The organism is Campylobacter sp. MIT 21-1684 (assembly GCF_026241315.1).
In the GTDB taxonomy this organism is placed as follows: Bacteria; Campylobacterota; Campylobacteria; order Campylobacterales; family Campylobacteraceae; genus Campylobacter_D.
The window spans coordinates 13,672-38,640 of sequence record NZ_JAPHNA010000012.1 but is presented as its reverse complement, the minus strand read 5'-3'; the positions used below and the strand labels follow the sequence as shown (position 1 = coordinate 38,640).

32 protein-coding genes and 1 pseudogene are annotated in these 24,969 nt (G+C 35.0%); 11 read left to right on the top strand and 22 right to left on the bottom strand.

The window, feature by feature from the left end; translation table 11 throughout:
* Positions 1 to 12: 12 nt before the first annotated feature.
* Positions 13 to 369, bottom strand: a complete 357-nt coding sequence (locus OQH62_RS05965) for a hypothetical protein (protein WP_266015181.1) — start codon at positions 367 to 369, stop codon at positions 13 to 15.
* A gap of 532 nt (positions 370 to 901) precedes the next feature.
* Between OQH62_RS05965 and OQH62_RS05960 the strand changes: the two genes are divergently transcribed.
* Positions 902 to 2,305: an alanine/glycine:cation symporter family protein gene (locus OQH62_RS05960; protein WP_416333348.1), complete on the top strand. Its 1,404-nt coding sequence runs from the start codon at positions 902 to 904 to the stop codon at positions 2,303 to 2,305.
* Between the two features lie 671 nt (positions 2,306 to 2,976).
* Here the strand turns inward: OQH62_RS05960 and OQH62_RS05955 are convergent.
* Positions 2,977 to 3,447 (bottom strand): GNAT family N-acetyltransferase, encoded by a 471-nt coding sequence (locus OQH62_RS05955; RefSeq protein ID WP_266015177.1) that lies wholly within the window; start codon positions 3,445 to 3,447, stop codon positions 2,977 to 2,979.
* A gap of 9 nt (positions 3,448 to 3,456) precedes the next feature.
* Complete coding sequence (argC, locus tag OQH62_RS05950; RefSeq protein ID WP_266015176.1) at positions 3,457 to 4,488, bottom strand: N-acetyl-gamma-glutamyl-phosphate reductase; 1,032 nt, start codon at positions 4,486 to 4,488, stop codon at positions 3,457 to 3,459.
* A 92-nt stretch (positions 4,489 to 4,580) separates the two neighbouring features.
* Between argC and OQH62_RS05945 the strand changes: the two genes are divergently transcribed.
* From OQH62_RS05945 to OQH62_RS05930, 4 genes are all read left to right on the top strand, one after another.
* Positions 4,581 to 4,847, top strand: coding sequence for a hypothetical protein (locus OQH62_RS05945; RefSeq protein WP_323053622.1), 267 nt, complete (start codon positions 4,581 to 4,583; stop codon positions 4,845 to 4,847).
* 41 nt (positions 4,848 to 4,888) lie between these two features.
* On the top strand, positions 4,889 to 5,137 hold the full coding sequence (locus OQH62_RS05940) for a type ISP restriction/modification enzyme (protein WP_266015175.1): 249 nt from the start codon (positions 4,889 to 4,891) through the stop codon (positions 5,135 to 5,137).
* Between the two features lie 96 nt (positions 5,138 to 5,233).
* Positions 5,234 to 5,812 (top strand): NAD(P)H-dependent oxidoreductase, encoded by a 579-nt coding sequence (locus OQH62_RS05935; RefSeq protein WP_266015174.1) that lies wholly within the window; start codon positions 5,234 to 5,236, stop codon positions 5,810 to 5,812.
* Between the two features lie 53 nt (positions 5,813 to 5,865).
* On the top strand, positions 5,866 to 5,967 hold the full coding sequence (locus OQH62_RS05930; protein ID WP_266015172.1) for a twin-arginine translocation signal domain-containing protein: 102 nt from the start codon (positions 5,866 to 5,868) through the stop codon (positions 5,965 to 5,967).
* A 20-nt stretch (positions 5,968 to 5,987) separates the two neighbouring features.
* Here OQH62_RS05930 and OQH62_RS05925 read toward each other — a convergent pair whose 3' ends face one another.
* From OQH62_RS05925 to OQH62_RS05865, 14 genes and pseudogenes are all read right to left on the bottom strand, one after another.
* A complete protein-coding gene (locus OQH62_RS05925; RefSeq protein WP_323053625.1) occupies positions 5,988 to 7,370 on the bottom strand; it encodes an N-6 DNA methylase in 1,383 nt (460 codons plus the stop codon).
* Positions 7,371 to 7,501: 131 nt separating this feature from the next.
* Positions 7,502 to 8,572, bottom strand: coding sequence for a Fic family protein (locus tag OQH62_RS05920; RefSeq protein ID WP_266015169.1), 1,071 nt, complete (start codon positions 8,570 to 8,572; stop codon positions 7,502 to 7,504).
* 106 nt (positions 8,573 to 8,678) lie between these two features.
* Positions 8,679 to 9,014 (bottom strand): endoribonuclease MazF, encoded by a 336-nt coding sequence (gene mazF / locus OQH62_RS05915; RefSeq protein ID WP_266015167.1) that lies wholly within the window; start codon positions 9,012 to 9,014, stop codon positions 8,679 to 8,681.
* Entirely contained in the window at positions 9,014 to 9,250 is a 237-nt protein-coding gene (locus tag OQH62_RS05910) for an AbrB/MazE/SpoVT family DNA-binding domain-containing protein (RefSeq protein ID WP_266015165.1), read from the bottom strand. Before OQH62_RS05910 ends, mazF begins: the two co-directional genes overlap by 1 nt.
* A gap of 46 nt (positions 9,251 to 9,296) precedes the next feature.
* Positions 9,297 to 9,980: pseudogene (locus OQH62_RS05905) on the bottom strand (restriction endonuclease subunit S).
* A 97-nt stretch (positions 9,981 to 10,077) separates the two neighbouring features.
* Complete coding sequence (locus tag OQH62_RS05900) at positions 10,078 to 10,620, bottom strand: restriction endonuclease subunit S (protein ID WP_266015163.1); 543 nt, start codon at positions 10,618 to 10,620, stop codon at positions 10,078 to 10,080.
* Between the two features lie 118 nt (positions 10,621 to 10,738).
* On the bottom strand, positions 10,739 to 11,185 hold the full coding sequence (locus OQH62_RS05895) for a TIR domain-containing protein (RefSeq protein WP_266015162.1): 447 nt from the start codon (positions 11,183 to 11,185) through the stop codon (positions 10,739 to 10,741).
* Positions 11,182 to 11,583, bottom strand: coding sequence for a hypothetical protein (locus tag OQH62_RS05890; protein WP_266015161.1), 402 nt, complete (start codon positions 11,581 to 11,583; stop codon positions 11,182 to 11,184). Before OQH62_RS05890 ends, OQH62_RS05895 begins: the two co-directional genes overlap by 4 nt.
* Positions 11,584 to 11,593: 10 nt before the next feature.
* Positions 11,594 to 12,187 carry a DUF6037 family protein gene (locus OQH62_RS05885; protein WP_266015160.1) on the bottom strand — a complete coding sequence of 198 codons (594 nt, stop codon included), beginning with the start codon at positions 12,185 to 12,187 and terminating at the stop codon, positions 11,594 to 11,596.
* Positions 12,188 to 12,335: 148 nt separating this feature from the next.
* A complete protein-coding gene (locus OQH62_RS05880; RefSeq protein WP_266015159.1) occupies positions 12,336 to 12,683 on the bottom strand; it encodes a hypothetical protein in 348 nt (115 codons plus the stop codon).
* Positions 12,658 to 12,813: a hypothetical protein gene (locus OQH62_RS05875; RefSeq protein ID WP_266015158.1), complete on the bottom strand. Its 156-nt coding sequence runs from the start codon at positions 12,811 to 12,813 to the stop codon at positions 12,658 to 12,660. Before OQH62_RS05875 ends, OQH62_RS05880 begins: the two co-directional genes overlap by 26 nt.
* A gap of 47 nt (positions 12,814 to 12,860) precedes the next feature.
* Positions 12,861 to 13,055: a DUF3037 domain-containing protein gene (locus OQH62_RS08825; protein ID WP_416333347.1), complete on the bottom strand. Its 195-nt coding sequence runs from the start codon at positions 13,053 to 13,055 to the stop codon at positions 12,861 to 12,863.
* Positions 12,997 to 13,851, bottom strand: a complete 855-nt coding sequence (locus OQH62_RS05870; protein WP_266015157.1) for a hypothetical protein — start codon at positions 13,849 to 13,851, stop codon at positions 12,997 to 12,999. The genes OQH62_RS08825 and OQH62_RS05870 overlap by 59 nt, the downstream gene beginning before the upstream one ends.
* A 56-nt stretch (positions 13,852 to 13,907) precedes the next feature.
* Complete coding sequence (locus OQH62_RS05865; RefSeq protein ID WP_266015253.1) at positions 13,908 to 14,330, bottom strand: type I restriction-modification enzyme R subunit C-terminal domain-containing protein; 423 nt, start codon at positions 14,328 to 14,330, stop codon at positions 13,908 to 13,910.
* Positions 14,331 to 14,551: 221 nt separating this feature from the next.
* Between OQH62_RS05865 and OQH62_RS05860 the strand changes: the two genes are divergently transcribed.
* From OQH62_RS05860 to OQH62_RS05850, 3 genes are read left to right on the top strand one after another with little or no spacing between them, the layout of a single operon-like run.
* Entirely contained in the window at positions 14,552 to 15,337 is a 786-nt protein-coding gene (locus OQH62_RS05860) for a DNA-methyltransferase (RefSeq protein WP_266015250.1), read from the top strand.
* Positions 15,334 to 16,116, top strand: coding sequence for a DNA-methyltransferase (locus OQH62_RS05855; RefSeq protein ID WP_266015155.1), 783 nt, complete (start codon positions 15,334 to 15,336; stop codon positions 16,114 to 16,116). The genes OQH62_RS05860 and OQH62_RS05855 overlap by 4 nt, the downstream gene beginning before the upstream one ends.
* On the top strand, positions 16,113 to 17,372 hold the full coding sequence (locus OQH62_RS05850; protein WP_266015153.1) for a hypothetical protein: 1,260 nt from the start codon (positions 16,113 to 16,115) through the stop codon (positions 17,370 to 17,372). Before OQH62_RS05855 ends, OQH62_RS05850 begins: the two co-directional genes overlap by 4 nt.
* Positions 17,373 to 17,381: 9 nt before the next feature.
* On the opposite strand, the gene OQH62_RS05845 is transcribed toward OQH62_RS05850, so the two are convergent.
* Positions 17,382 to 19,049, bottom strand: coding sequence for a DEAD/DEAH box helicase family protein (locus tag OQH62_RS05845; protein ID WP_266015151.1), 1,668 nt, complete (start codon positions 19,047 to 19,049; stop codon positions 17,382 to 17,384).
* 146 nt (positions 19,050 to 19,195) lie between these two features.
* On the opposite strand from OQH62_RS05845, the gene OQH62_RS05840 reads away from it, so the two are divergent.
* The 3 genes from OQH62_RS05840 (at position 19,196) to OQH62_RS05830 (ending at position 21,082) form a co-directional block, all read left to right on the top strand.
* On the top strand, positions 19,196 to 20,200 hold the full coding sequence (locus OQH62_RS05840) for a lysozyme inhibitor LprI family protein (protein WP_266015149.1): 1,005 nt from the start codon (positions 19,196 to 19,198) through the stop codon (positions 20,198 to 20,200).
* 7 nt (positions 20,201 to 20,207) lie between these two features.
* The gene (locus OQH62_RS05835) at positions 20,208 to 20,567 is read left to right on the top strand and encodes a methionine-R-sulfoxide reductase (RefSeq protein ID WP_266015249.1); all 360 of its coding nucleotides are present in this window, start codon (positions 20,208 to 20,210) and stop codon (positions 20,565 to 20,567) included.
* 233 nt (positions 20,568 to 20,800) lie between these two features.
* Entirely contained in the window at positions 20,801 to 21,082 is a 282-nt protein-coding gene (locus tag OQH62_RS05830) for a hypothetical protein (RefSeq protein WP_266015147.1), read from the top strand.
* A 104-nt stretch (positions 21,083 to 21,186) separates the two neighbouring features.
* Here the strand turns inward: OQH62_RS05830 and OQH62_RS05825 are convergent, their stop codons facing one another.
* The 4 genes from OQH62_RS05825 to OQH62_RS05810 are packed head-to-tail and all read right to left on the bottom strand — an operon-like array spanning position 21,187 to position 24,954.
* Complete coding sequence (locus tag OQH62_RS05825; RefSeq protein ID WP_266015145.1) at positions 21,187 to 22,749, bottom strand: M48 family metalloprotease; 1,563 nt, start codon at positions 22,747 to 22,749, stop codon at positions 21,187 to 21,189.
* A 30-nt stretch (positions 22,750 to 22,779) separates the two neighbouring features.
* Positions 22,780 to 23,385, bottom strand: a complete 606-nt coding sequence (locus tag OQH62_RS05820) for a LemA family protein (protein WP_266015143.1) — start codon at positions 23,383 to 23,385, stop codon at positions 22,780 to 22,782.
* Positions 23,386 to 23,442: 57 nt separating this feature from the next.
* Positions 23,443 to 24,774 (bottom strand): MFS transporter, encoded by a 1,332-nt coding sequence (locus OQH62_RS05815; protein ID WP_323053626.1) that lies wholly within the window; start codon positions 24,772 to 24,774, stop codon positions 23,443 to 23,445.
* Positions 24,775 to 24,780: 6 nt separating this feature from the next.
* Positions 24,781 to 24,954 carry a hypothetical protein gene (locus OQH62_RS05810; protein WP_266015139.1) on the bottom strand — a complete coding sequence of 58 codons (174 nt, stop codon included), beginning with the start codon at positions 24,952 to 24,954 and terminating at the stop codon, positions 24,781 to 24,783.
* Between the last annotated feature and the right edge of the window lie 15 nt (positions 24,955 to 24,969).

Sequence of the window (24,969 nt, the reverse complement as noted above, 5' to 3'; positions counted from 1 at the left end):
ATTTTTTGTTGTTTAGGTAATATTTTTCAACTCCCCCTTAAAAAGAGCTTTAAGGGTGTGTATGATTAACCATAAAAAAATAAGTGTTACAAACACTAAAAACACAAGTGAGAAAAGAAGGAAAATAGTTCGCATAGAATCACTATTTAAATTGATATTTACACTTGAAAATTCCATAAGATCTTGAGTGATTTTAAGACTCGCAACACACATAGCTGCTAGTGGGAAGCTAATTGCCCACCAAGTAACCTTAAAAGGACAACAAGTTTTTACTTGATAGATTTGAGGTAAAAGAGCAAGAAATAAGAAAATTCCTAAAAAGCTCACGGGTAAAGAGCTAACAGAAGTTCTTGTATCCTTTTGAGTCATTATAGTCCTTTTTATGTTTTCAATTTAAAATTATTAAGCGGCTTTAATTATACATAAAAATACTTTTAAGGAATGCTAAAAAGCATTGAAAATAGATCGATTTTTTGATTAGTATTGAGATTGTATGCAAGAATTGCTTTGTATATTAATAATTAAGTGTTTTTGAGTTTAGTTTAATATGGAATTTTCTCTTTGATGCAGATTGATGAGAGGGAATTAGCGGTAAAAGCACAAAAGAGATTTTGATAAATTGATAGAAGATAGAGGAGTAGTGTTCAAGCTCTGATAAATTTTATAGGGTTGGAACAAGTGAGGGACGATAATGCTTTGTGTGCTGCTATTGAATCTATGATTAGCACAAAATACAAAAATGGTAAAGACAAGTTCTTGAAGTTTTTTGCGGCAGGTAATGAAAGCGGTTAAAGGGTTAATCCTGCGTGTTAATGAGCTTTTAAAAGAAAAATTAAGCTAATACAATATAGAATGCAGAAATATTCGCATTTATAGCTTTTTACCAAGACAATTTTTAGGAATATTTATGGAACTATTAACAAATTTAATTAATGAAGCAAACAATTTTCTTTATACCTATTTTTTGGTTTTTGCATTATTGCTCTGTGGTCTTTATTTCACTATTCGCACGGATTTTATACAGCTTCGCTTTTTGCCATCGGCTTTTTTTGTTTTGTTAGAGAAAAGCCATAAGGAGCATATCTCTCCCTTTGGGGCATTGATGATTTCTACGGCATCACGTGTAGGTATTGGAAATATCGTAGGGGTTGCGGTGGCAATTAGCAGTGGTGGAGCTGGAGCCTTATTTTGGATGTGGGTAACTGCTATTTTAGGTGGGGCAAGTGCATTTGTTGAAAGCACCTTAGCCCAAGTGTATAAACAAAAAGATGGAGAAAATGGTTATAAAGGCGGTCCTGCTTATTATATTCAAAGCGCTTTAGACTCTAGGGCTTTTGGGATTGTTTTTGCTATTTCGCTTATCTTGTGTTTTACCTATGGATTTAATGGTTTACAGGCTTATACTTTGACTTCTAGTTTTGAGATTTTTGTTGGGAGTGAGGCTTATAATAATGGGCAAACAACCATATTTATAGGTGTGTTATTGGCTCTTTTGTGTGCGGTATTTTTCTTTGGGAGTAATAAAACCTCTGCTAAAATTACTTCTATTCTTGTCCCCGTTATGGCTTTTGGTTATTTAATCGTTTCTTTGGTAATTGTTAGTTTGAATCTAGGAGCGATTCCAGGGATTTTTACTGAAGTATTTGCTAAAGCCTTTGATTTTGAAGCTATTTTTGGAGGATTTGCAGCAAGTGCGATAGTTATAGGGATAAAAAAAGGATTGTTTTCTAATGAAGCGGGTATGGGTAGTGCGCCTAATGCAGCAGCTACAGCACATACTACCCACCCTGCTAAACAAGGAATGGTGCAAACTCTCTCTGTGTTTATTGACACTCTCATCATTTGTTCAGCAAGTGCGATCGTGGTGCTATGTAGTAGTGAAAATCTAAGTGGAGTTTCTGGAATGCCTTTGGTGCAAAAGGTTATGCAAGGTCATTTAGGCAGTGTGGGTTTATATTTTGTAAGTGTTGCTATTGTGCTTTTTGCCTTTACTTCACTCATTGGAAATTATTTTTATGCAGAAATAAATTTTAAGTTTATTACACACAATAAAATAGCTTTACAGATTTTTAGAATAACTGCTGTAGTGATGGTTTTTATTGGAGCGCAGCTTAATCTTGGATTGGCTTGGGATTTAGCTGATGTGATTATGGGAATTATGGCGTTAGTGAATATAATAGGGATTTTGTTATTAGGAAATATTGCTATAAAAGTTTTAAAAGATTATGAAAAGCAAAGAAAAGAGGGTAAGAATCCAGTCTTTAAAGCAGAAGAAGTAGGGATTAAAAATACGCAATGTTGGTAGAAAGTTTGCTAGGATTGATTTAAGTCTTAGAGTGTTCCTAGGAAATGCTAAAGGCAAATTATCATTCTAACTGACTTTATAGGGTTTATTAAATTATGATCTGTCTTGTTAGTGCTTGCTTTGCTGACACTTGATCACCTAAGTGCTAAAGACTTTAATTGATTAAAATTGCAAGAAGTGTAGATTTAAGTAAAAAATCTTTATAAGTGATTGTGTGAATTATATGATGAGGTTTTTAGATATTTTAAGCGGATAATCTAAGTAATTTATGGGATTTTCTCCCTTACTTTCTTGTATTTGCGTATAGTCTAAAATCGCATTGGCATAATGCACATTTAAGGTGTATTCGGCAATATTTTTGAAATGAAACTCACTCTTTTAGTTCTATTTCCACCGCATCGTTTTTGAGTTTTTCTAATCTATCTTTATGCCTTTAACCTCTATAATCACGGGATTTTTTAAAGTACTTGTTTGTAATAAAAGCTTTATTCAGGGTAGTTTTCCTGAACCGCCTCTTTTTGAAGGATATTGTCAGGGCAAAATCTATTTCTTCATCAATTTTGCCTATTTTATAAAAATACTCAATACTAATTTTCTTAGCTGTGCTTTTGCTTTATCTTCAATTTTTTCTTCTATGCTTTTTTGTCATACTTTTTCTTGTATGAAACTCTTTATTTATTAAATTTAGTTTGATTGTTTTCATTTAAAGACCAGTCGTAATAATTTGCATCCTTTCTTAGAGTAAAACCATAATGCGACCAAAATGTATTGCCTAAATCATTTGTTTTAAAGGCGATGAGAGCGATTTTGTTAATATTTTCTTTTTTTAAAGCATCTAAACAATACTGTGTCATTTGATGTGCTATACCCATTTTTCGAAAATAAGGATGTACGCAAACGTGGTAAAAGGCTCCTGTTCTTCCATCGTGTCCGCAAAGTATGCTCCCTACAATAGCCCCTTTTTCGAAGCCATTCTTTTCTTCCTCTAGTAGAGCTATGCAACTTAAGTCAGGATTTCTTCGTAAAAATCGAGCAATATTGTCCTTGCTATCATCAACGCTTCTTATGCCAAAGCCCTTGATTTCACACCAAAGTTTAAAAACCGCTTCATAATCTTTTTCTCTCATCGCTTGTATTATCATCTTTGTCCTTCAACACATTGCTAAATTTGTAAGTCCTTGACTTTCTTTAAAGCCAAACATTATATTCATATTTTGCACGGCTTGACCGGCAGCACCTTTGATGAGATTATCAAGTGCAGCTATGACAATAACTCGTTTTGTTCTTTGATCAACACTAAGATGAATATCGGTATAGTTTGTTCCCCTTACAAAACGCGTTTGAGGAAGAACAGAATCTAAAAGCCTTATGAATTGACATTTTTTATAGTATTTTTGATAAAGCTTTCTTAATTCTTTTTCACTAAGTTCTGTGAGCAAATTTGCATAAGAAGTTGTTAAAATTCCTCTTTGCATAGGGATTAAATGAGGAGTAAATTGAAGAGTGATTTTTTCTTTAGCCCCGTAGCTTAAATGTTCTTCTATTTCTGGAGTGTGGCGGTGGCTTGTAAGAGCATAAGCTTTAAGATTTTCATTCACTTCGCAAAAAAGATTTTCTGTTTTTGCATTTTTCCCCGCCCCACTTACTCCGCTTTTTGCATCAATAATAAGAGAATTTGTATCGACTACACCTTCTTGAAGCAGGGGATATAAACTTAAAATCGAAGCTGTGGTATAACAGCCCGGATTAGCTATCAAATCTGCTTTTTCAATCTCTGCTTTATAAAGTTCGCAAAGTCCATAAACAGCTTTATTTAAGAGTTTTAAATTTCTGTGAGTAAAACTATAATATGTTTCATAATTCTTAGGATTTTTAAGACGAAAATCAGCACTTAAATCAATAATTTTCATATTTTTAAGGATATTTTCATTCAATAAAGAGGCTGTAAAATTATGTGGTGTGGCTGTAAAAAGCACATCAATTTTTTTGCTTAAATTTTCTAAATCTTCATTTTCAAAATGTAAATTTAAAGGAGTGTGAGGATAAAGAGAAGTGTAGTGTTTTCCTGTATGATTTTGCGAAGCTACAAAAGTAATTTGTACTTTTGAATGAAGAAGGAGAATCCGTACAAGTTCATTGCCAACATAGCCACTTGCTCCTAAGACTCCAACTTTTAGTCTCATTTTTTCTCCTTAATTTAATAAAATATTATAGTTAAAAAAACTTAATTTTAAAGCTATAAACAAGATACTATAAGAAAGACTTGTTTTATTTTTTGTATCATACGATTCTGAGCGGCGCAAAAATAGAATTTTATATAATTTATCAAGAGAATTTTGAAAAAGACATCAAAGGACTTTTTGGGCTAAAAAGAATCCAAAATGCTTATATTTCTTATAAACTGATTGAACAATGTTGTGTGGAGGATTATTTAAGCGTTGAGAGTGGCAAACACCCTGATTGGAATGTGCAAGAACAAGGAATGGATTGGCCTCTTGATATTAAAAACGAACACGCAGAGATTCTAAAAATAGCTCCGTAAGAGAAAAGCTCATTAAAAGAGGAGAAGTGAAAAGGTAAGTAATGATTTATTATTTTTTAAATATATTTCCAAAGATTCTGTTTGCAGAACTTATTAATGATTCCTTACACTTTTGCGGAGTGAGTGAGGCGGTTTGGACATATAAAATCGGCGGTTATCAAGTTTTAGATAAATATCTCAAAAGCCACAAAGGCGAGGAAATAAACTACAAGCATTTTGAAAAAGTCATTCAAAGCTTGCATAAAAGCCTAGAGATAGAATCACGCATTGCAGAGATAAAATTAGTGTAGATTTAAAAAATCCAAAAATTAATTTTACTTCCTTAACAAACACTAGGTATCAGGTTTTATAATTACAGAATCTATTTCTAGTTTTAAGGAGAATAAATGGCAAAGATTTTACTTTTAAATGGTGGCAAAGTCTTTGGAAACTCTGGCGGGAGGCTTAGCCAAACTTTACACGATGTCGCAAAGCAGACTTTACAAGGTTTAGGCTATGAAACTTTGCAAACGCACATTGACAAAGGCTATGAACCACAAACAGAGGTGCAAAAGTGGCTAGAAAGTCAGGCGATAATCTATCAAATGCCCGGTTGGTGGATGGGTGAGCCGTGGATTGTGAAAAAATACATTGATGAAGTGGGTATTGCAGCGGCTGGGAAGTTTTTCACTAGCGATGGGCGACATAGTGATAATCCAACCAAAGGCTATGGCACAGGCGGACTTTTGAAAGATAAGAAATATATGTTTAGCCTTACTTGGAATGCCCCACTTGAAGGGTTTAATGAGCCTAATGACTTCTTTAATGGTGTTGGTGTAGAGAGTGTGTATTTGCATAAGGCACACGAGTTTATGGGAATGCAAGGATTACCAAGTTTTATCTGTAATGATGTCGTCAAAAATCTGCAAGTAGAACAATATATCAAAGACTATGAGGCGCATTTAAAGCGTGTGTTTAGCAAATAGAGGGTTAAGAAAGTCATATTTTCTACAAAGAGATTCTAAATAAAGGAGTAGTAATGACAAATCGTAGGCAGTTTTTAAAGACTTCGGCACAACTTGCAGGAGTGGCGGCACTTGGGGCTTATCAAAAATTAATAGAGGGTGTGAAGTTTGTATAGAAACTCTCATAAGCAAAACATTACCTTACCCCTAATCCCTCCACTTCCTTAAGTGCGCCTTTAAGATGTGTGCTGATTTGACAACTCAAATCTTTTGGGCTTGGCAGATTCTCTAAATCTTCCAAACTCTCATCTTTAAGCCAAAAAATATCCAAATTCATCTTATCACGCCTCTTAATCTCTCCAATGTCAAAAGTGCTGAATCGCTCACTTTCCTTTCGCTTCTCTATCGCCCCTACACAAAAACAAGCTTCAAAATCTCTCAAATGCTCTTTACTTAGCGGATTGCTCACAAGACTTAGGTTAAAATTCGTGCGCATATCATACACCCACACGCTTTGTGTTGCGTCCTCACTCAAAGCGACTTTGTCAAAAAACAGCACATTCGCTTTCACACCTTGCGCGTAAAAAATCCCTGTGGGCAGCCGCAAAATCGTATGCAAATTAAAATCCTCTAAAAGCTTCTTACGCACTCTCTCTCCCGCTCCTCCTTCAAAAAGCACATTATCGGGTAGCACCACTGCGGCTTTGCCTCCAACCTTTAGAAGATTCATAATGTGTTGTAAGAAATTCAGCTGCTTATTAGAAGTCGTGGCGAAAAAATCCTCGCGGCTGTATTCCTCCTTTTGGCTTTTCACCTTGCCATTTTCCGCTAGGATTTTACTTGCCGACTTTTTGCCAAAGGGCGGATTAGTCAGCACCCTATCAAATCGCCGATTTCCTAGCTCACTAAGAGAATCCCCAATCTCTATGACGCTTCCCTCGCCTCCGATTCCGTGCAGATACAAATTCATCGCACACAAAGATGCCACTAAAGGCGTGATGTCCTTGCCATAAAGCCGCTTACTCCTTAGCTTCTTAAGCTCCTCTTTATCTTTTGTTTGCGCTTTCATCACTTCATACGCACTAAGCAAAAACCCGCCTGTGCCACACGCCGGGTCGCACACTTCCATATTTGGCTGCAGTTCCATTAGCCCCATGATAGAATCAATCAGCACTCTAGGCGTGAAATACTGCCCTGCTCCCGCTTTGGTTTCTGTGGCGTTTTTGGCAAGTAGCCCCTCATAAATCGCACCCTTTATATCCACCTTAAGCCCGAGCCAAGTTTCACTATCCACCATTGTAAAAAGCTTTTTGAGATTGGCGGGTTCTTTGATTTTATTTTGCGCGTCATTATAGATAAGCCCGATGATACCCTCTTGTTTTGAGAGCTTAAGAAGCGCAGCATTATACGCACTCTCTAGCTCCAGCCCATCTAGGCATATGAGTCGCTCCCATTTGCACTCTTGCGGGATTTTGCTACTCTCCCCTATGCTTTCCCTCTCACTTTCCATTTTTAAAAACAGCAAATAACTCACCTGCGCGACATAATCCGTATAACTCACGCCACTATCACGCAAAATCGTTGCAAAATTTCACACCTTTGAGATAATCGCCTTTTCACTCATCTTTGCTCCTTTAAATTCTATGAATGTTAAAAACTTCTCAAATTTTTAACACATTTTCATAATTAGGTTAAAAACTCAATCAAAATTTAACCTATCCCTTTGATAAAAAGCTCACACAACTTCTCATTGACATAATAATGATTCCTACCTATTTTCACACACTGCACGATTTTAAGCTCCTCGCAAGTTTTAAGATATTTTGAAGCAGTTTGCCTCGTAATTTTAAGCTTATCCCTAATAGATTCTATCCTAGTGTATGGGTGAATAAATAAAGTCTCTAAGAAGTCTTTTGTATAAAATTCTGTGTGGGTTTTAAGCAAATCTTTTGTTTGTTGCATAAGACTTTGAATAGCTTTTATTGTTGCAGTTGTTGAATTTGATGTATGCTCTACGCCTTTTAATATATAGCTTATCCATTCTTCCCACGCATTTTCATCACGCACTTTTTGTAAAAGTTCATAATATTCTGCCTTATGCCGCACAATATAACCGCTTAGGTAGAGTATAGGCAAGTCCAAAAGCCCTTTATACACAAGATATAGGACATTAATAATCCTCCCGCTTCTGCCATTGCCATCATAAAAGGGGTGTATGCTCTCAAACTGATAATGAATAATTGCCATTTTGATAAGCGGGTCTAAGTCTTGCATACTATCATCATTTATATATTGCTCTAAATTGCTCATTAAACGCACTATATCCTCATAATGCTGTGGAGGAATATGCTTTATCTCATTTGTAGCGGGATTTTTAAGCATTGTGCCGCTTTGTCGTCTAAATCCCGCATTATTGCGTTCAAGCCTTTTTTGAATAGCTAAAATATGCGAAGTTTTAAAAATCTCATCTTTTTTAATGAGTTCAAATCCTTTAATTAAAGCACTTTGATAATTTTGCACTTCTTTAGTAGCTTGAGTTAATTTACCCTCATCAACTTGCGACAAAAAAAGCTCATCGTGGGTAGTAATGATATTTTCTATCTCACTAGAATCCTTTGCTTCTTGTAAAGCTAACGCATTAATTAATATATACCGATTAGGGATGGTCCTTGCTATGCCTCTTAGCTCACTCAAAGCCCTTGAGGCAGTTACAAGTAGTTTATAAATGTTCTCACTTATAGGAATTTCCAATGGAAGTTCATTTGGGATAAATTCTTTCATCACTCGCCTTGAATAGGTTAAAAAAACATAAATTTTTTAACATTATAGCCAAATGTGTTAAAAACTTCTCAAATTTTTAACACATTTATTTTCCCCAATTACCATTTCAAATCCCAAGCAATAAGGCAAGATTACATTTCACTTGCTCTAGCACTTCTCTTTCACACTGCTGGATAAAGCTCACTCCCCTTGCCTTAAAATCCACATTTTTGAGCTGGTCGCTTAAAACCACTCCCTCTTTATCTCCAATCACACAAAGCACTTCAAAAGGATAGCCTTTTACCCTGCTTGTAAGCGGCACACAAAGGCATAAGCCACTTTTTTGATTATATTCTTTTGGACTTAGGACAAGTGCGGGTCTCTTGCCCTTTTGCTCGTGTCCGCTCTGCGGAGTGAAGTTAAGCCAAATCAAATCGCCACTTTGTGGGATATAATTTGCCATTACCATTCCTTGCCTGTGGTGTCGTTTTCCCAAACGCTGTCTATATTGAGGTTATTTTTATTCATTGCTTTACAGAGTTGTTTTAAATCCTTTTGCTTTTCAATAATGAGCTTTTCATCTTGAATGCTAAGTTTGAGTTTAGAATCTTGGCTCAATCCTAAGGCTTCCAAAAAACCGCTAGGGATACGCAAGGCTAAGGAATTACCCCATTTATTAAGTTTTGCTTCGCTTGTCATTGTGTCTCCTTGTATCATTATTGATACGATTATACATATTTATGCCTTAAATTTTATCATTCTCCAATTCCCCCTTAAACGCTTGGGTTAAAAGAGCGGATTTGAGCTTATGGAGTTTGTCTAAACTTTGTTGCACAAACTGCGTTAAATTCTCTAAATGCGCAAATTTAGATTCTAAAATCTGCACGATTTGCTTTTGGGTTTTAAGCTGCGGCACTATCACTTGCAATTCATAAACTTGACTTCTACTAATTCCGGGCTTTACGCCCCTTGCAAATTGTTTTAGATTTAAATGTTTGAGCAAATGGTATAAAAACGCCAAATCATATTTTTCTTTATCAAAATTAACATAATATGCAACATCAAGCACCCAACAAGGAGAGGAAGTCAATACAACACTTCCTGCACTCCCTTTTCTCCCCACGATAATAGAATTTTAACTCACCATAAATTCATCACTATAATCTTTAATACCATTTGCCGCATATACAGGATATTTCCCATTGGTTTTTCTTTTTTCTTGACTTAAAGCCTTGCCATATACAAACTCACACACTTCGCCTAGTGTTTTAAGCTGCCAACCTTGTGGGAGGGTGTCATATTGAGATTCTGCGCCCACTTCGTGGTGTGAAAAATCGGAGAAAGCAGGAGCAGTAGTGTCTCCTGCCCGATTTTTTGCTAGAAGTGGAGAGTGCGCAGGCTCTCCCTTTGTGCAAAAGAAAGGGAGCATTTCTTTTGTTAAAGGGAGCGGGGAGGGATTAGATTTTCTTTGTGAAAAAGAAAGCGTGGAAGTAGGTGCAGTGGTTTGAGATTCTGTAAGTTTGTCGCTAAAGGCATAGTGGAGCAAGGGCTTTAAGTCTTGGAATGTCTGTGGAGACTTGGTTTAAATGATAGATTGCCTTATCAATGTGGGCAAAGGCATTTTCAAGCTTCTCTACGATGAGTTTTTGTGTTTCAAGCGGTGGTAGGGGGATAGGAAGTTTAGCATACTCTGAAATCCAATATCTTTTATGTGTATCGCTTCTGTGTTGAATAATTTGCATAAAATAAAACACAAATTTTATATCTGCAATTTCTGTTGCGTGGAGAATTTTCATTGCCGATGATTTTACTTTAAAATGAAAATCCACAAATTTAGAATCTGTTGTGAAATCATCAAATATAATTACAGGTATTTGAGTGAAAATATTTTCTGTATCGTTTGTATATCCTAGCAAAAAGCTTTTTCCAGCAGTCAGAACAGGGATTTCATATTCATTGCTATATTGAGTGTTTTTTACTATATATTTTGTGGGTTGCTCGTATTTTAAGCATTCGCCGAGTGTTTTAATCCGCCAATCTTGCGGGAGATTGTGAAAGGAACTAGGCATTAGTTAAAATCTTTCTATTATTTTGGTAATAAATGAAAAAAAGTAATAATTGCTAAAATTCCAAAAAACTTAAAAAATGAAAATGAACTTTTAGGTTTGGTCGTATATTTTTGAGATTTTATTTTTTGCCTTTATTTTCAATTATGGTTTTATTTATCCAAGATTCTAAATTATTGCTAATATCTTGATACGCATTGTTAGGCTTTGGTTCATAATAAGGAATTTTAAATCTATTTTCACCCTTTTTTGTTGTTTTACCCTCATTATCTTTGAGGTTATGGATAAAGATTCCAAAAATAGGGATTCCTAACTCTTTAGCTCTTTTGACTTCATATTCTACCCATTTTCTTGTATGTGTTCTCTCGCCTATCAATACTATCACACAATCACAATCTTTCATTTGTTTATCTATCCAATTTTTGATATTTTGTTCATCTTTTTTTCTAGTTTGCTCCCAATCATTAGGATTACAAATCTTTTCATTCTCAACAACGCCCATATTTCGTATTTGTTGCACTCTCCAATTATCTAAATCATAATGAAAACTAAAAAAGACTTTTTTCATAAAACACTCCATAAAAGAAAACTACAACCCCCTACCAATCCATAAAAAAGCCAAATAGAGTGGGATAAAAATACTTTGATATAAGATAAAAATCCTTTTTGATAATTTTCAAAACTACTAAAATCAAAGTCTTTAATTATACTCTGTTCTTTTATCACTTCGGCATAAAAATCCCTAAACTTTCGCTCTTGCCAAAGATAATACATATCCAATAAACAACAAAGGCACAAAGGAATAAAAACAACGAAAATAATATACTTATTTTGATTTGCTGCATACACAGCAAAAAGAGCGGAGATGATAGTAATGCAGATTGTTTTCATCTGTGAGGAATTTGTATTCATTCTTGTAATCACATTTTGGATAAATTCTAAAAATTTCATTCTCTCTTGTGTCATTTTATTCACCTTATTTGATATTTTTCAAATCAGAGAATTTATTATTGGCATATGTGCGGTCATCTGAATATCGCACACTAATATTTTTACCCTGTATAGCCTTATAAATATCTGGATACAGCAATCTTGTTTTTTCTCTATTTTTCTCGCTGTAACCTCTTTTACTACCATTATTATTCCAATCAATAAAACCACAGGGAAAAATTTTATCTTGTTCCTCACATTGATATACCCTTGAGATAACCAACTTAGAATTCTCATCTAAAACGGGTATTTTGGCTTCTTTTGGAATTTTAGAATCTAACTCTTTAAAAAATATATTTATAAAAAAGGGATTGTCGCCACCCTTTTTAATGTGTAACATTTCTTTTAAAGTTTCATACTTCTCTTTTTCTAACAAAGTTTCCAAAATAAAACCTTTATTGATGTCTAATGATAAAGTTAGAGGCGAATATTTTTTTACAAGTAATAGTTGAAAAGGATTTACTCCAATATCAAACAAAATAGAAAATTCAATACTATTATGAGTGTAATCAAAAATAGTATGGCTTAACTCTTGCTTTTTCATACTTTTATATAACTCTACTAATCCATTCATTTTCATTGTATTGTCCTTAATTTTTTATATTCATCAATTCTACACTAAATTTTATAATTCCACCCCCAACCCCCTCAACCTCTCCACAAGTTCCACCACTTGCGTATAAGGGCTTTGCCTTTGTGCTTCATTGTGGTGATTGATTGCTATTTCATTAAGCAGTCTGTAAGATACTCTCAAAATACCTTTCGCTCTCTTCATCGTTAAGATAAGAAGCATAAGAAATATGATTAGGTGTTAAAAATTCCTCTTCACACAACTTGATTTCTTCTTCATTCACAGAGACAATCCCTAAAAGACTAATATTCATTTTAGTATAATTCCCACCTTTTAGGCTAAAATATATTGTGTCAAGAATATCAGATTTATCGCCTATACTACCAAATTTGCCATAATATTTTTTCTCTGTTTTTTTAATAGCATAAAAAGAATAGTCATTGTCGGACTTGAGGATAAGCTTATTTTGAAATTTCTTTTCATATAACGATTTTTGTTGTTTCATTTGCTTCTTTGTATCTGTCTTTTTGTGTTTTGGTATGGAATTTGTAGCCTATGTAGTCTTCATAAAGTAGATTTGCCACTTCATTTATACCCTGCTCACTGACTATGGAATCTACCTCACTAAAGCGCAAATTGTTATCATACCAAGATTGTGCATTTGTCTCTTGCCTGATACTTTCTAGGAAAAAGGTAAAGCCTTTTTATCAATGGAGGGAAATTTTAAAAGATGTTTAATATGTTCTTGGCTTTTATCAATATAGATTTGCTTTTTATTGCCCTGCTCGTCCCATAGCCAAATGCCTACATTGAAAAATTCATCGCTTCTGATATGTGGAAAGTATTTTATCACTCTGTAAGTGTAGATTTTGCGCATTAAAAATCCTTTTTGATTGCTCTCTTTTGGTAATAATTTGTGCTAAATATCCCTGCTCCTCTGATTGTGTTTCAAGTAAATGTGTAATTTTACAAACACTTTGAATAATATTATCTAACTGAAGTTTATCAACTTTTGAACGCAAATGCTTAATATTTTTTCTCTCTACTTCGTTAAAAAGATAATGATGAAAACAGCATTTATCAAAATAAATTTCATTTGCACAAAACATTTGCGTTTTTGATTTTAAATCCTCAAAGAGATAGAGCGAATCTAATGCTAAACCAAAGCCAATCAACCAATATTTTTTATTAGAATCTTCCAAAATATTAGGATTTTCTTTATCTCTATCCGTATTCATCAATCTTGCGTCATAATGAATGGCTAAGCGTTTAAATTCTTGGGTAAAGTTTATTTGTGAGAGGGACTTACTCGCATTAGGTATGAACTCTACACCTAGATTCAAACCCTTTGAAACCTTAAGATTTTCATACACTTGTCTTTCCCTTTCATTTGAACTATTTTCGTATTTCTGCGCAAGCTTAAGTGTCTCATCATTGACTTCAAGCAAACAAAAATTTGGGATACAAGAGACATTTAAAGCTTGGAGATAAAAATAAGAAAAAATTTCAGCAAAAAGCTCTTTAGATGAGGTAAAGGGTTTATCATTTGTATCAAAAATTTTTATTCTTGTCTTTAAGATATAATCTTTTCCGTCATCTGCGACAATATGTAAAGGGCAAGTCATTCCATAGCCCATTACTCTTTGTATTTTATTAATTAACTTTGCTTCCACTTCTCTAACACCTCAACTCAAATGAATGAATTATATCCTTTTTTATTTATATTTTCTTAACTCACCAATGCCAAGCTTAATTCCTCCACAAGTTTTGACAAGGAGTCTTTAAAGATTTCTTTTGCTCTATATATCCCGCCTAAATCCGCGCAAATCTCTTGAATATCTTTTACTTCCACAAAGCCATTTGCGATAATATGCTCCTTGATGAGGTTTAAAAACTCCTCTTGCTCTGCACTGAAGTTTATGCCCTTTTGGATACATCGCCCACGCCATAGATTATAATGCGAGTTTGCCACATTTGCAAAGTCTTGCAAGGTGTCATCAAACTTTAGCGCATAGCGCACAAGAGAGATAAGATTTGTCAAGTTTTTGCTCGGATTTTTGCTTACTTTGTCCTTATCACGCAGCCTATACGCATTCCATAAGCTTGGTATATCCATACAAGCACGCTCAAGCTTCACTTTTAGCTCGTTAATCGCTCATAAGTCAAATGGCGGTTTTTATAATCCTGCGCATTTCTACAAAAGAAGCACGAAAACAAAAATGATAAAACTACAATAAATAAGGGATTTTGGCTTGATTTGTATCTATCCTAAATTTTTGATAGAATATAAATTTTGTTGCGGAGAACATAATGACACAAAGCTTGAGCCTTTATAAGCCCCACAATCAAATCTTTTACAAATCTAGTGCCACAATGAACGAATTACAAGATAATAGTGTGGAATTAATCATCACTTCTCCGCCTTATTTTAATATCAAAGATTATGCAAAAAATGGCTATCAAACTCTACAACATTCAGAATCTTCAAAAGAGGATTTAGGTGCAATTAATGATTACAAAGATTATATTAAGGGCTTATTGGAAGTTTGGAGGGAATGTTATAGAGTATTAGTGCCAAATGGCAAACTTTGTATTAATGTGCCTTTAATGCCAATGCTCAAAAAGGACTTAAACACACATTACAATCGCCATATTTTTGATTTACAAAGCGATATTCAACACAGCATTTTAGAATCTACCCATTTATTTTTGCTTGATTTGTATATTTGGAATCGCACGAATACAACAAAAGGCTTAATGTTTGGGAGCTATCCTTATCCACGCAATTTTTACGCACAAAACACGAGTGAATTTATAAGCGTTTATGTTAAAAATGGCAAACCAAATAATAAGATTCCACAAGAGATAAAAGAGCAAAGCAAACTTACGCAAAAAGAGTGGGTAGAATATACAAAACAAATTTGGGATATTCCTATTCCAAATAAAAGCGATAGTGCTTTTGGTAAGCATTCAGCCATTATGCCCGAAGCTATCCCTTATCGTTTGATTAAGCTTTATTCTTTTGTAGGAGATGTTGTGCTAGACCCTTTTGCTGGAAGTGGCACGACATTAAAAGTTGCTAAACAACTCAAAAGAAATTATATAGGATATGAACTCTATGCGCACTATAAAAGTGTCATAGAGGAAAAACTGCAATGAAAAAAGCTTTAGAGTTAAACACAATCCACATACAAGATTGCTTTAGTTTTCTGCAATCTTTAGATGATAAAAGCATAGACCTTGCCATAATTGACCCTCCATATAACCTCAAAGTAGCACAATGGGATAGTTTTAAGAGCGAGGAAGCATTCTTAGAATTTAGTTTCAAGTGGATAGATTTATTATTAAAGAAAATGAAAAAAAGCGGGAGTTTTTATATCTTTAATACGCCTTATCATTGTGCTTTGTTTTTACATTATTTGCAAGGTAAAGCAATTTTTCAAAACTTTATCACTTGGTATAAAAAAGATGGCTTGAGTTATACAAAAAAAAGATTTGTCAATAACCAAGAGAGCATTTTATTCTACACAATGGATTCTAAAGATTATTATTTTAATTGTGATTGTGTCCGCATTGCATACCAAAGCACAGTTCGTATTCAACACGCTACCAAAAATGGAATTTTAAAAAATGGTAAGCGTTGGTATCCAAATCCCAATGGTAAATTATGCCCTGATGTATGGGAGATAGTGAGCCAAAGACATAAGCAAAAGGTTAATGGCAAGGTGCAAAAGCTTAACCACCCTACGCCCAAGCCAAGAGAAATGATTGAGCGAATGATTAAGGCAAGTAGTAAAGAGGGAGATTTAGTGCTAGATTTATTTGCAGGAAGTGGCACGACAAGTATAGTAGCTAGAGAGTTAGGTAGGCATAGTATAGGTTGTGAGTTGAATAGAGAGTATTTGGATTTTAGTTTAGAAAGAAAGGAGAGTGAATGACACAAGAAGAGTTTAAAAACAAATTAATAGGAATAAATCCTGCATTAGATTGTTTGAAATTTCTTTATCATAGAGTGCTTAGAGATGATTATAGAGGAACGCATAAATTACAACATTATCGCTGGAGTGCAGAATATATTAAAATAGTTTTAAAGCATTTACCAAAAAATAATTTATTACTCCATACACAAGGTGATATATATGATGATTATATTTATAGCAATGAGGAGCAAAAGTTTTGCGAATATTTGAATAGAATTAATAAGGATTTGTTAAGTCTTAATGCAAGTATTACAGATATGGGTATGCGTAAGATTATTTTTGTCAATCTACAAAGAATGGGATTTATTGATAGATTTAACAAAAAGAAAGAATTATGTAATATAAATAGAAAATATCAATATAAATATGTCAAAATCACACAAAGAGGTTTAGATTTTATTAATTCAAAAGATATTTTTGAGGAACAAAGACACTTAGGTATTGCTTTGGATTTTGTCTTTGATGGGGTAGTGCAAGATGTGTTAGATATTTTAAATACACTTGAACCACAATATATAAGTGTTAGTGAAATGATGTTTTTTATAACTTATCTTGGCAAAGAGTATCAAGGTAGCATATTAACAAAAGATAAAATTGTAGAATTTATCAACGAATTTAGAAGCTTAAAAGCAAGGGCTAAAGTTGTAGAAGATGTCGTAAGTGAATTTTGTTTGCCTGAAAACTTTGTAGGCAACAAGACAGACAAGCGAGATTTTCATAATTGGAAAAACGAAACACAAAGTATGTTTAATAGCTTTGATTTGATGTCTTTATTTGAGTATGATACAGCAAAGCAAAGACTACTACTTAAAGCCAGCATAAATGGCGAAAATATCACATTTAAACGCAGTAATCTAATTAAGTCAGAGTATTTTAAACAACACGAAGTGCAAAAAGATGTCCGCTTTGAACTTCATCATATCGTGCCTTTTTATTATGCAAAGGATATTGATGCGCTAAAAGCCATTGATAATTGGCAAAACCTAATCTATATTGATGCAAATTCTCATAAGATTTTCAGCCTTGATAAAAGTGCTAAAAAAGCAATAAGATTAAACTTCAAAGATTTGGACGCTGTGCTTGATAATTTGATAGGCGATGAAATCGTATTAAAATATATGGACAATATAAAATACAAAGCAGAATTACAACAAAGGTTAGTAAGATACAATCAAAATTTACTAGGAATAAAGCAAACAAAAATGATACATTAAAAAGACTAGCTAATAAGATTTTATATCACGCATAAAAATCAGCACTTCTAAAGGCTTAATGTCTGTGCCTGTGGCTATCATATCCACCGTAACTGCGATTCTAAACTTCTTAGAAGTCCTAAAGGCGTTGATAAGCTCTTGCGGGTTTTGATTGCCGATATTATAGGTGATTTTTTGCGCAAACTCATTGCCCTCATTAAACACCTCTCGCGCAAGGCGCACGATTTCTTCTGCGTGATGGTCGTCTTTGGCAAAAATCAAAGTTTTGGGGAGATAAGTTGGCTCACGCGTAGGAAAAAGTGCGGTAAAGACTTTGTCTTTATAAGTTTGCAAAATCGTGCGGATTTGGCTAGGAACAAGCACAGAGCGGTCTAAATCTACTTTAGAATACTCCAAATCCTCCTCTAACATCTCATAGCCGATTTTTCGCGTGTCCTTTTCCCTAAAGGGAATTTGAAATTCCGCATTTACTTCAATAATGCTACCTTGCTCACTAATGTCGGTTTTGATTCTAAAGATTTCATAGCCCACATTGACTTTATCAAGAATGGATTTTTCTAAATCATATTGCGCCACAACATTTTGAGCAAAAAATCCTAAGGTATGCTTAGAGGGTGTCGCACTTAAGCCCACTAAAAATGCGTCAAAATACTCTAGCACCTGCCGCCATATCCCATAAATACTCCTGTGGGATTCATCAATGATGATAAAATCAAAAGTATCAATGCCAATTTTGGGATTATAAGTAACTTCTTTGGGTTTAGAATCTTCGCTCTCAAAAGCGGAATGTTCCTCGTTTGCGCTATCAAACTCCGCTTCTCCGCGCAAAATAGAATACAGCCGCTGAATCGTAGTAATCACAACTTTAGATTCTTTAGGAATGCAATTACTTTCCAAATGCACTACATTATAAATCTCGCTAAAATGCCGCTTATCTGTGCTTGGACTGAAATTGTCAAATTCTTTTTTCGCTTGTTTGCCAAGATTATTCCTATCTACAAGAAACAAAATCCGCTTTGCCTTTGCAAGACTTAAGAGCCGATAGGTAAAGTTACAAGCGGTGAAAGTCTTACCCGCTCCTGTTGCCATATGAATTAAAGCTCTTTGCTTGTTGTGTTTCAATGAACGCTCTAAGCCCTCTATTGCGTCTTTTTGACAAGCTCTTAAGGCTTTGCAATCTTTAGTATTCAAAGGCGGGAGATATAAGATTCTATCCCTTAGAGTGGGTTTGCCACTATGTTTATCATCGTGCAGCTTTTCTAAAAGCTCTTTTGGTGTGTGAAAGACAAAAATCTTTCTTGCGCGTGGGTTTGGCTCACGCAAATCCGTGAAATAAATTTCATTGGCGTTGCTTTGATATAAAAAGGGCAAGGTGTCGTGATAAGAGGCAATGTGTGCGGGGAGATTATGAGCATAGGCTTTTGCTTGATTTTCTGCTCCACTTAAAGCAAGACTAGACTTTTTCGCCTCTATCACTCCACACGCTTTGCCCTCTACAATAAGCAAATAATCCGCCCTCGTGCCATTTGCTAGGATAAATTCTCTTATCGCAAGATTGGATTTGAGTGTGGAATCCCCTAAAAATTGGGCATAATCTTTAAAGTCTTTTAATACAAACCCTGCTTCTAGCAAAAGTTTATCAATGCTTTGTCTTGCTTGTTGTTCTGGCTTGTCCAAAACTGCCCCTTTTTGTGTTTATTATATTTTACAATAAAACTTTATACACAAAAATCGCGGTTACCATTCAATTATTAACACATCATAAGAAATTTAAAAGTATCATTGCACATATTGATTCTATACCCTATAAAAGAGTTCCAACAATGAAAAATAAGTCTCAATTTTTGAAAATATTATGTGCCACTTTGTTTGCAGGAATGCTTCTAGCAAACATTGGCGTTGCAAGCCAAAATAATACAACAAAACAAACCAACGCTACCTTATTGGAACATTGGAGTGATATAGAGGAATTTTCCCACTTTGATTACTTCTATGCCCCATATTCTGGCATATCAAGGCTAAGTAGCAATGCTTTTAGTATAAAGATTCTAAAGCGCAATGAAAATGCTTTACAACTAGGTTTTTTGCTTCAAAGAGTAATAAATGGCGGGGCAAGATTCAGAGATTGGGGCAATGAGGGTTCTTGCTACAAAGAAGATGAAAGCAAAGATGGACACATTGCGCTTTTGCAGCCTTTAAGCTCTACAAAAGCACAGATTCTCTTTCCTACTTTTCCACAATGCAAACTTATGGCGCAAAGAGATTCTAAGCACTTAAGCATAAATATAGAGGAGCAAAAGGCAAATAAAGCCTGTGCATTTTTGCTTCAAAAATGCGAATCTGATGTGGGAGAAGAGTATTATATCCCAGATGAATATTACAAGCTTAAAGCTGGATTTGACTGCACAAAGGCAAGAAGTGCGAGTGAAAAGAGCATTTGTTCTAATCCCTCTCTAGCAGACCAAGATAGAGTCACTAATGTCTTGTATCTTGGTGCAAGAGAATATATAAAGAATCTCACTTTAGAAGAAGTAATCTCATACACATACAAAGACAATCAAGCATCTATCAATATCAATGAGTTAGATTCAAAACTTATAAACACTCTGCAACAAGAGCTAGAGACGCGAAAAACTCTTATATTAAAAGAGCTTTTAAACACTCAAAGAGCGTATTTAAAAAAGAGAGAATCTTGCAGAGGAAATGCAAAGTGCATAAAAAAAGTGATGAGTGAGAGATTTGATGAGCTAGACTATCCTTTTCCAAGAGAAGAAATAAGGAATATAGACGAAGCATTGCAAAAATTTATATCTCAAAGAAAGGATTAATATGAAAATGCCGCCATTAAACGAACAAGAACGTGCAGTTCTTTTGCATAAAGCCACTGAAGCACCCTTTAGCGGTATTTATACAAATCATTTTGAAGAGGGCACATATCTCTGCCGACAATGTGGTGCGCCACTTTATGATTCTGTATCTAAGTTTCCTACCCATTGCGGGTGGGCAAGTTTTGATGATGAAATCAAAGGCGCTATAAAACGCATACCCGATAGTGATGGTGTGCGCACAGAAATCATCTGCGCTCATTGTGACGGACATTTAGGGCATATATTTGAAAATGAGGGCTTTACACCCAAGAATACACGTCATTGTGTCAATTCACTCTCGCTTAGCTTTTGCAAAACTCAACAATAAAAAGCAAAGAACAGAATCTAGCTCATACGAGCGAGTTCTTCGCTTAAAAATTTCTTCCAATGTTCAGGCGTAAAGGCTTTAGCAGTAATAAATATATCCTTATCGCCGCGTCCTGAAATATTAGCAACGATTTTTTACCCTTTACCTTTTTGCATAGTGCTTATTGATTTTGTGGGTATATACGGAATATTTTTTGCTTTATCTCCTGCAAAATTTACTCGAGGAGTATGACTATGCTAGATGCTATGCAAAACACCATTTTGAACAAAACAGATTCCACAAATAAACGCGCCAGCTCACCATCAGCCGAAGTAAGTAAGCTTGAGAGCAAGTTTGAAGATATGTTTGTCAAAGCCGCACAGGCTAAGACTGCAAAAAATACAGAATCCACACAAAAAGCCCAAAATAAGGCGAAGTTAACCGAGCAAGATTCTAAAATGCCCACTAAAAATGCGAAAGCTACGCAAGGTAAAAACACTTACAATGGCACAGGAATAATAACTGCTCATAATTAATCTTTAGAATCTTTCAGATTTATCTCATTGATTTACTTAAAGAGTGTTTTATCAAAAAACAAATCATAAGAGAATCAAGTAATACACCTTGATTTTAGTGTGTATCAAATCTTCGCACCCATTTGTTCTAAATGTGCAATTCTTTGCTCCAAAGGTGGGTGCGTATCAAATATCATAGAGCAGCAGGGCAGGAAAAACATATGTGCATAAGAGTATGCCTTTGGGCTAGTAAGGTAAGTAAGCTTTTTGGGAGCATTTTCTTTTGCTTGATAAGCACTTGAAGTTCGGGCGATTTTTTGTAGAGCAGATTTTAAACCTTGTGGATTGCGCGTGTATTGCACACTTGAAGCATCGGCTAGAAATTCCTTTTGGCGCGAAATCGCTGCTTGAATGATTTGTGCAAAGAGCATACCCACATATCCAAGTGCAAAAAACACTAACGCAATTGCTACAATACCAACAAAGCCTTTGCTATCATTTTTAGAATTTGAGGTTTTCCTAGAAGCACTACGTGTTGCCCCCTCAAGCAATATTCTGCCTACTATCATCACACAGCTTAGGGCAAATACAAGGGAGAATATGCGTAAATTAAGAGCGACATCGTGATGAAAAGCGTGGGAAAATTCGTGTCCTATTACGGCTTGGAGTTCATCTCTGCTAAGGGAATTTAATGCGCCTTGAGTTACAAAAATCGCTATTTTTTCATTCTTTTTACCAAAATGCTCCCCGCTACACATTGCATTGATACCTTTTTCGTTTTTTAAGATAAACACGCGTGGTAGAGGACAACTTGAGGCAATTGCCATTTCTGTGATGAGGTTAAGAAGCGTTTGCTCTTTTGGTCGTAATTGAGTAGATTGTATAATTTCTGTAGCATTAAGTGTGCGAGCGAGTTTATCAATGCTTCCTCTACTAAGAGAAAAAGTTTGAAAGATAAAGGCACAAAAAATCACAACGACTAAGATAAATGCTAAGCCTGCAGAGAGGATAAAGCCCATTGCTTTACTTTGAAAATGATGTGTTGTTTCAACTGGAAAGAGGAATTCAGAATATGGAAAGTGATATCCTGGAGAGACATATCCGGAATGAGGAGCTGGAGTATTAGAATTAAAAACGTCAAAATTGTCTAGTATCGTAAAAATCAGTCCAAAACAGCTAAAAGCGGTTAAAAAAATTAAAAAAAGCATTGCAAAAAAGAGGAGGTTACACCAAGTAATTTTAGACATTGCAATGTCTTTATGCTCCCAAAAGCTATTTGTGAGCTTTACTTTTCTGCCAAGAATAAAACGTGTGAGAAAAAACAAAATGAGCGCACAAAATGCCACAAAAACTAAAATTGTAATGAAAATAATGAAATTTTGGGCATTAGAGACATACAAAATAGGTATATTTGCACTTAGCAGCGCGTCCATATCTTTAAAAAAATTCCTGCAAAATTCTATAAAATCTACTATTTGAATCGCAGAATTAAGAAGCAAAAGCAAAATAAGTAGCGCAAGAATAACGTAAGTAATTTCAAGTAAAATATTCTTTTTGTCTTTAAATTTCTCAATCAACCATATCAATACACCAATATCCAGTGCTATAAGCATAATTTTTACAACAAGAGGCAAAGGCAAAAGAAAAGGATTTTCACAAATAAACGCAAGAATAGAATTTGTTTTCATAATTCCTATACTTCCTAAAGATTCTCAAGTTTAAAACTGTACTTTGGGTACTTGGTTTAACACTTCGTGTTTCTCATCAAACTCTAGCATTTCTAAATCTTTGGCAAATTTCACAAAAAATCCTGCGATGAAGTTGTTTGGAAAAATCTGCTTGTAGGTATTAAAACCCATCACATTATCATTATAAGCTTGCCGTGCAAAAGCGACTTTATTTTCAGTAGATGAAAGCTCCTCGTTGAGTTGTATCATTGTAGTGTTTGCTTTCAAATCCGGATAAGCTTCCAAAGTGATATTAAAGCCCTTAAGTGCATTTTGTAAAGAACTTTCGGCTTTATTAAGATTGTTAAGGGCATCAGGATTATTGTCTGCCACACTTTCAAGTGCAATTTTTGCGGTATTTCTTGCCTCTATCACTTTGGTTAAAGTCTCTTGTTCGTGGCTTAGGTATTTTTTAGCAACCTCAATCATATTTGGGATTAAGTCATAGCGACGTTTGAGCTGCACATCAATTTGTGCAAAAGCATTTTGTGCGCGGTTTTTCAACACTACGAGCTGATTATAAATGCTGATTATCAGTATTCCAAAAATAAACAACGTTCCAAAAACAATCGCAACGATAATCCAAAACGCACTCATCTTAACTCCTTTATGCGTAGATTAATATTGTTATTTTACTACAGATTCTCTAAAAATTCAAAGCGCTTGTATTGCCTTGCTTTTCTTGAGCAATCTCCAAACACATAAGCTTAAAATCAAGCTTATAAACCCTAAGATTCCTAGAGTATAAGAAAATGCTTGTAGATAGAGTAAAGGTGCATTTTCTAAAATCTGCGGATTATCAATGAGGCTTAGATTCCCACTTGCGATGCTTTCAATAAGGGCATTGGAATTCGCCTCATCTGTAATAAAATATGATAATTTTGCAGTGATAAATACTACCATAAGCGTACCATAGAGGCTCACTCCCACAGCTTCTGAACCTAAACGCAAGCAGTTAAACACTCCTGCGCCTAAGCCACTCTTAGAAGATTCTACACTGCTAAGAGCCAACCCATCAATCGCCCCTGCGTGCAATCCCATACCACAGCCGATAACAAAAAGTGCGACAAGTGTTATTGCCTGCAAAATAACCCCGCTTAAAGTGTGCAAAATGATTAAAAGCGCGAAGATTCCCACACTCATCATTAAGGACATTGTGAGGGCGAAAGTTTTAGAATTTATGCCTTTGTTTAGCATTTTACCAGCTAACATAGGGCAAAATAGCATAGGTGTAGTGAGGGCCAACATAAAAAGCCCAGAAAAAGAGGCAGATAACCCAAAGTTTATGGAGAGAAAAGTGGGGAAATAAGTGAGTAGCGCCACAAAGCTAAATCCCGCGATAATCGTTACAAGGCTAAATCCAAAAAATGAAGTATTTTTAAGCACTTCAAAATCTAAAAGTGGTTGAGGAATGTTTGAGCTTGGAGTGAGGTTTTTAAAGTGCAAGTTTCTTTGGTGCGCTCCAAAGACTATCCCTACAATGAGACAAAAGGCTAAGATTCCAAGTGTTTGAGACTCTTGCAAGGCGTGGATTTTTGTAATAAAGAGCATAAAGCTTGACATAAAAATGACAAAGAGAATCGCACCTGTTTTATCAAATGCAAAGGCATTTTGCTCTTTTTGTGTGTCTTTTGGCAGCATAGGAGAAAGGAGCAAAACAACCCCAAGAGTGAGAAAATGAAAAACAAAAATCGCACGCCACATAAATAAATCAATAAGGAATCCGCTTATCGTTGGTCCCAAAGTAATGCCAAGTCCCGCAGTCGTGCCAAAAAATGCAAAGGCTTTTACCCGCTCTTTGTCTTCAAAAGTGCGAATTAAAATGGCGCTGCCACACGCAAAGACACTTGCCCCACCAATACCTGCTAATGCCCTCCCAATATCAAGCCAAAGTAAGCTAGGAGCGAGGAATGATAACATTGAACCTAAAAGATAGGTTACCACTCCCGCTATCAAGCAAGTTTTTGCGCCCAATCTATCGCTTATTGCACCCTAAATAAGCGTAAAACACGCAAAGAATAGATTAAAGCTATTGACCACCCATTGCAAGAGCGTAGATTTGCTCCCAAGACTTTCTGCGATATAAGGTAGGGCAATGGCTGTGCCTGAAATTGAACTAGGCACGACAAACACGGCAAGTAAGATAGTAAAAAGAATAAAATTCATTGGAACTCCTTAGGA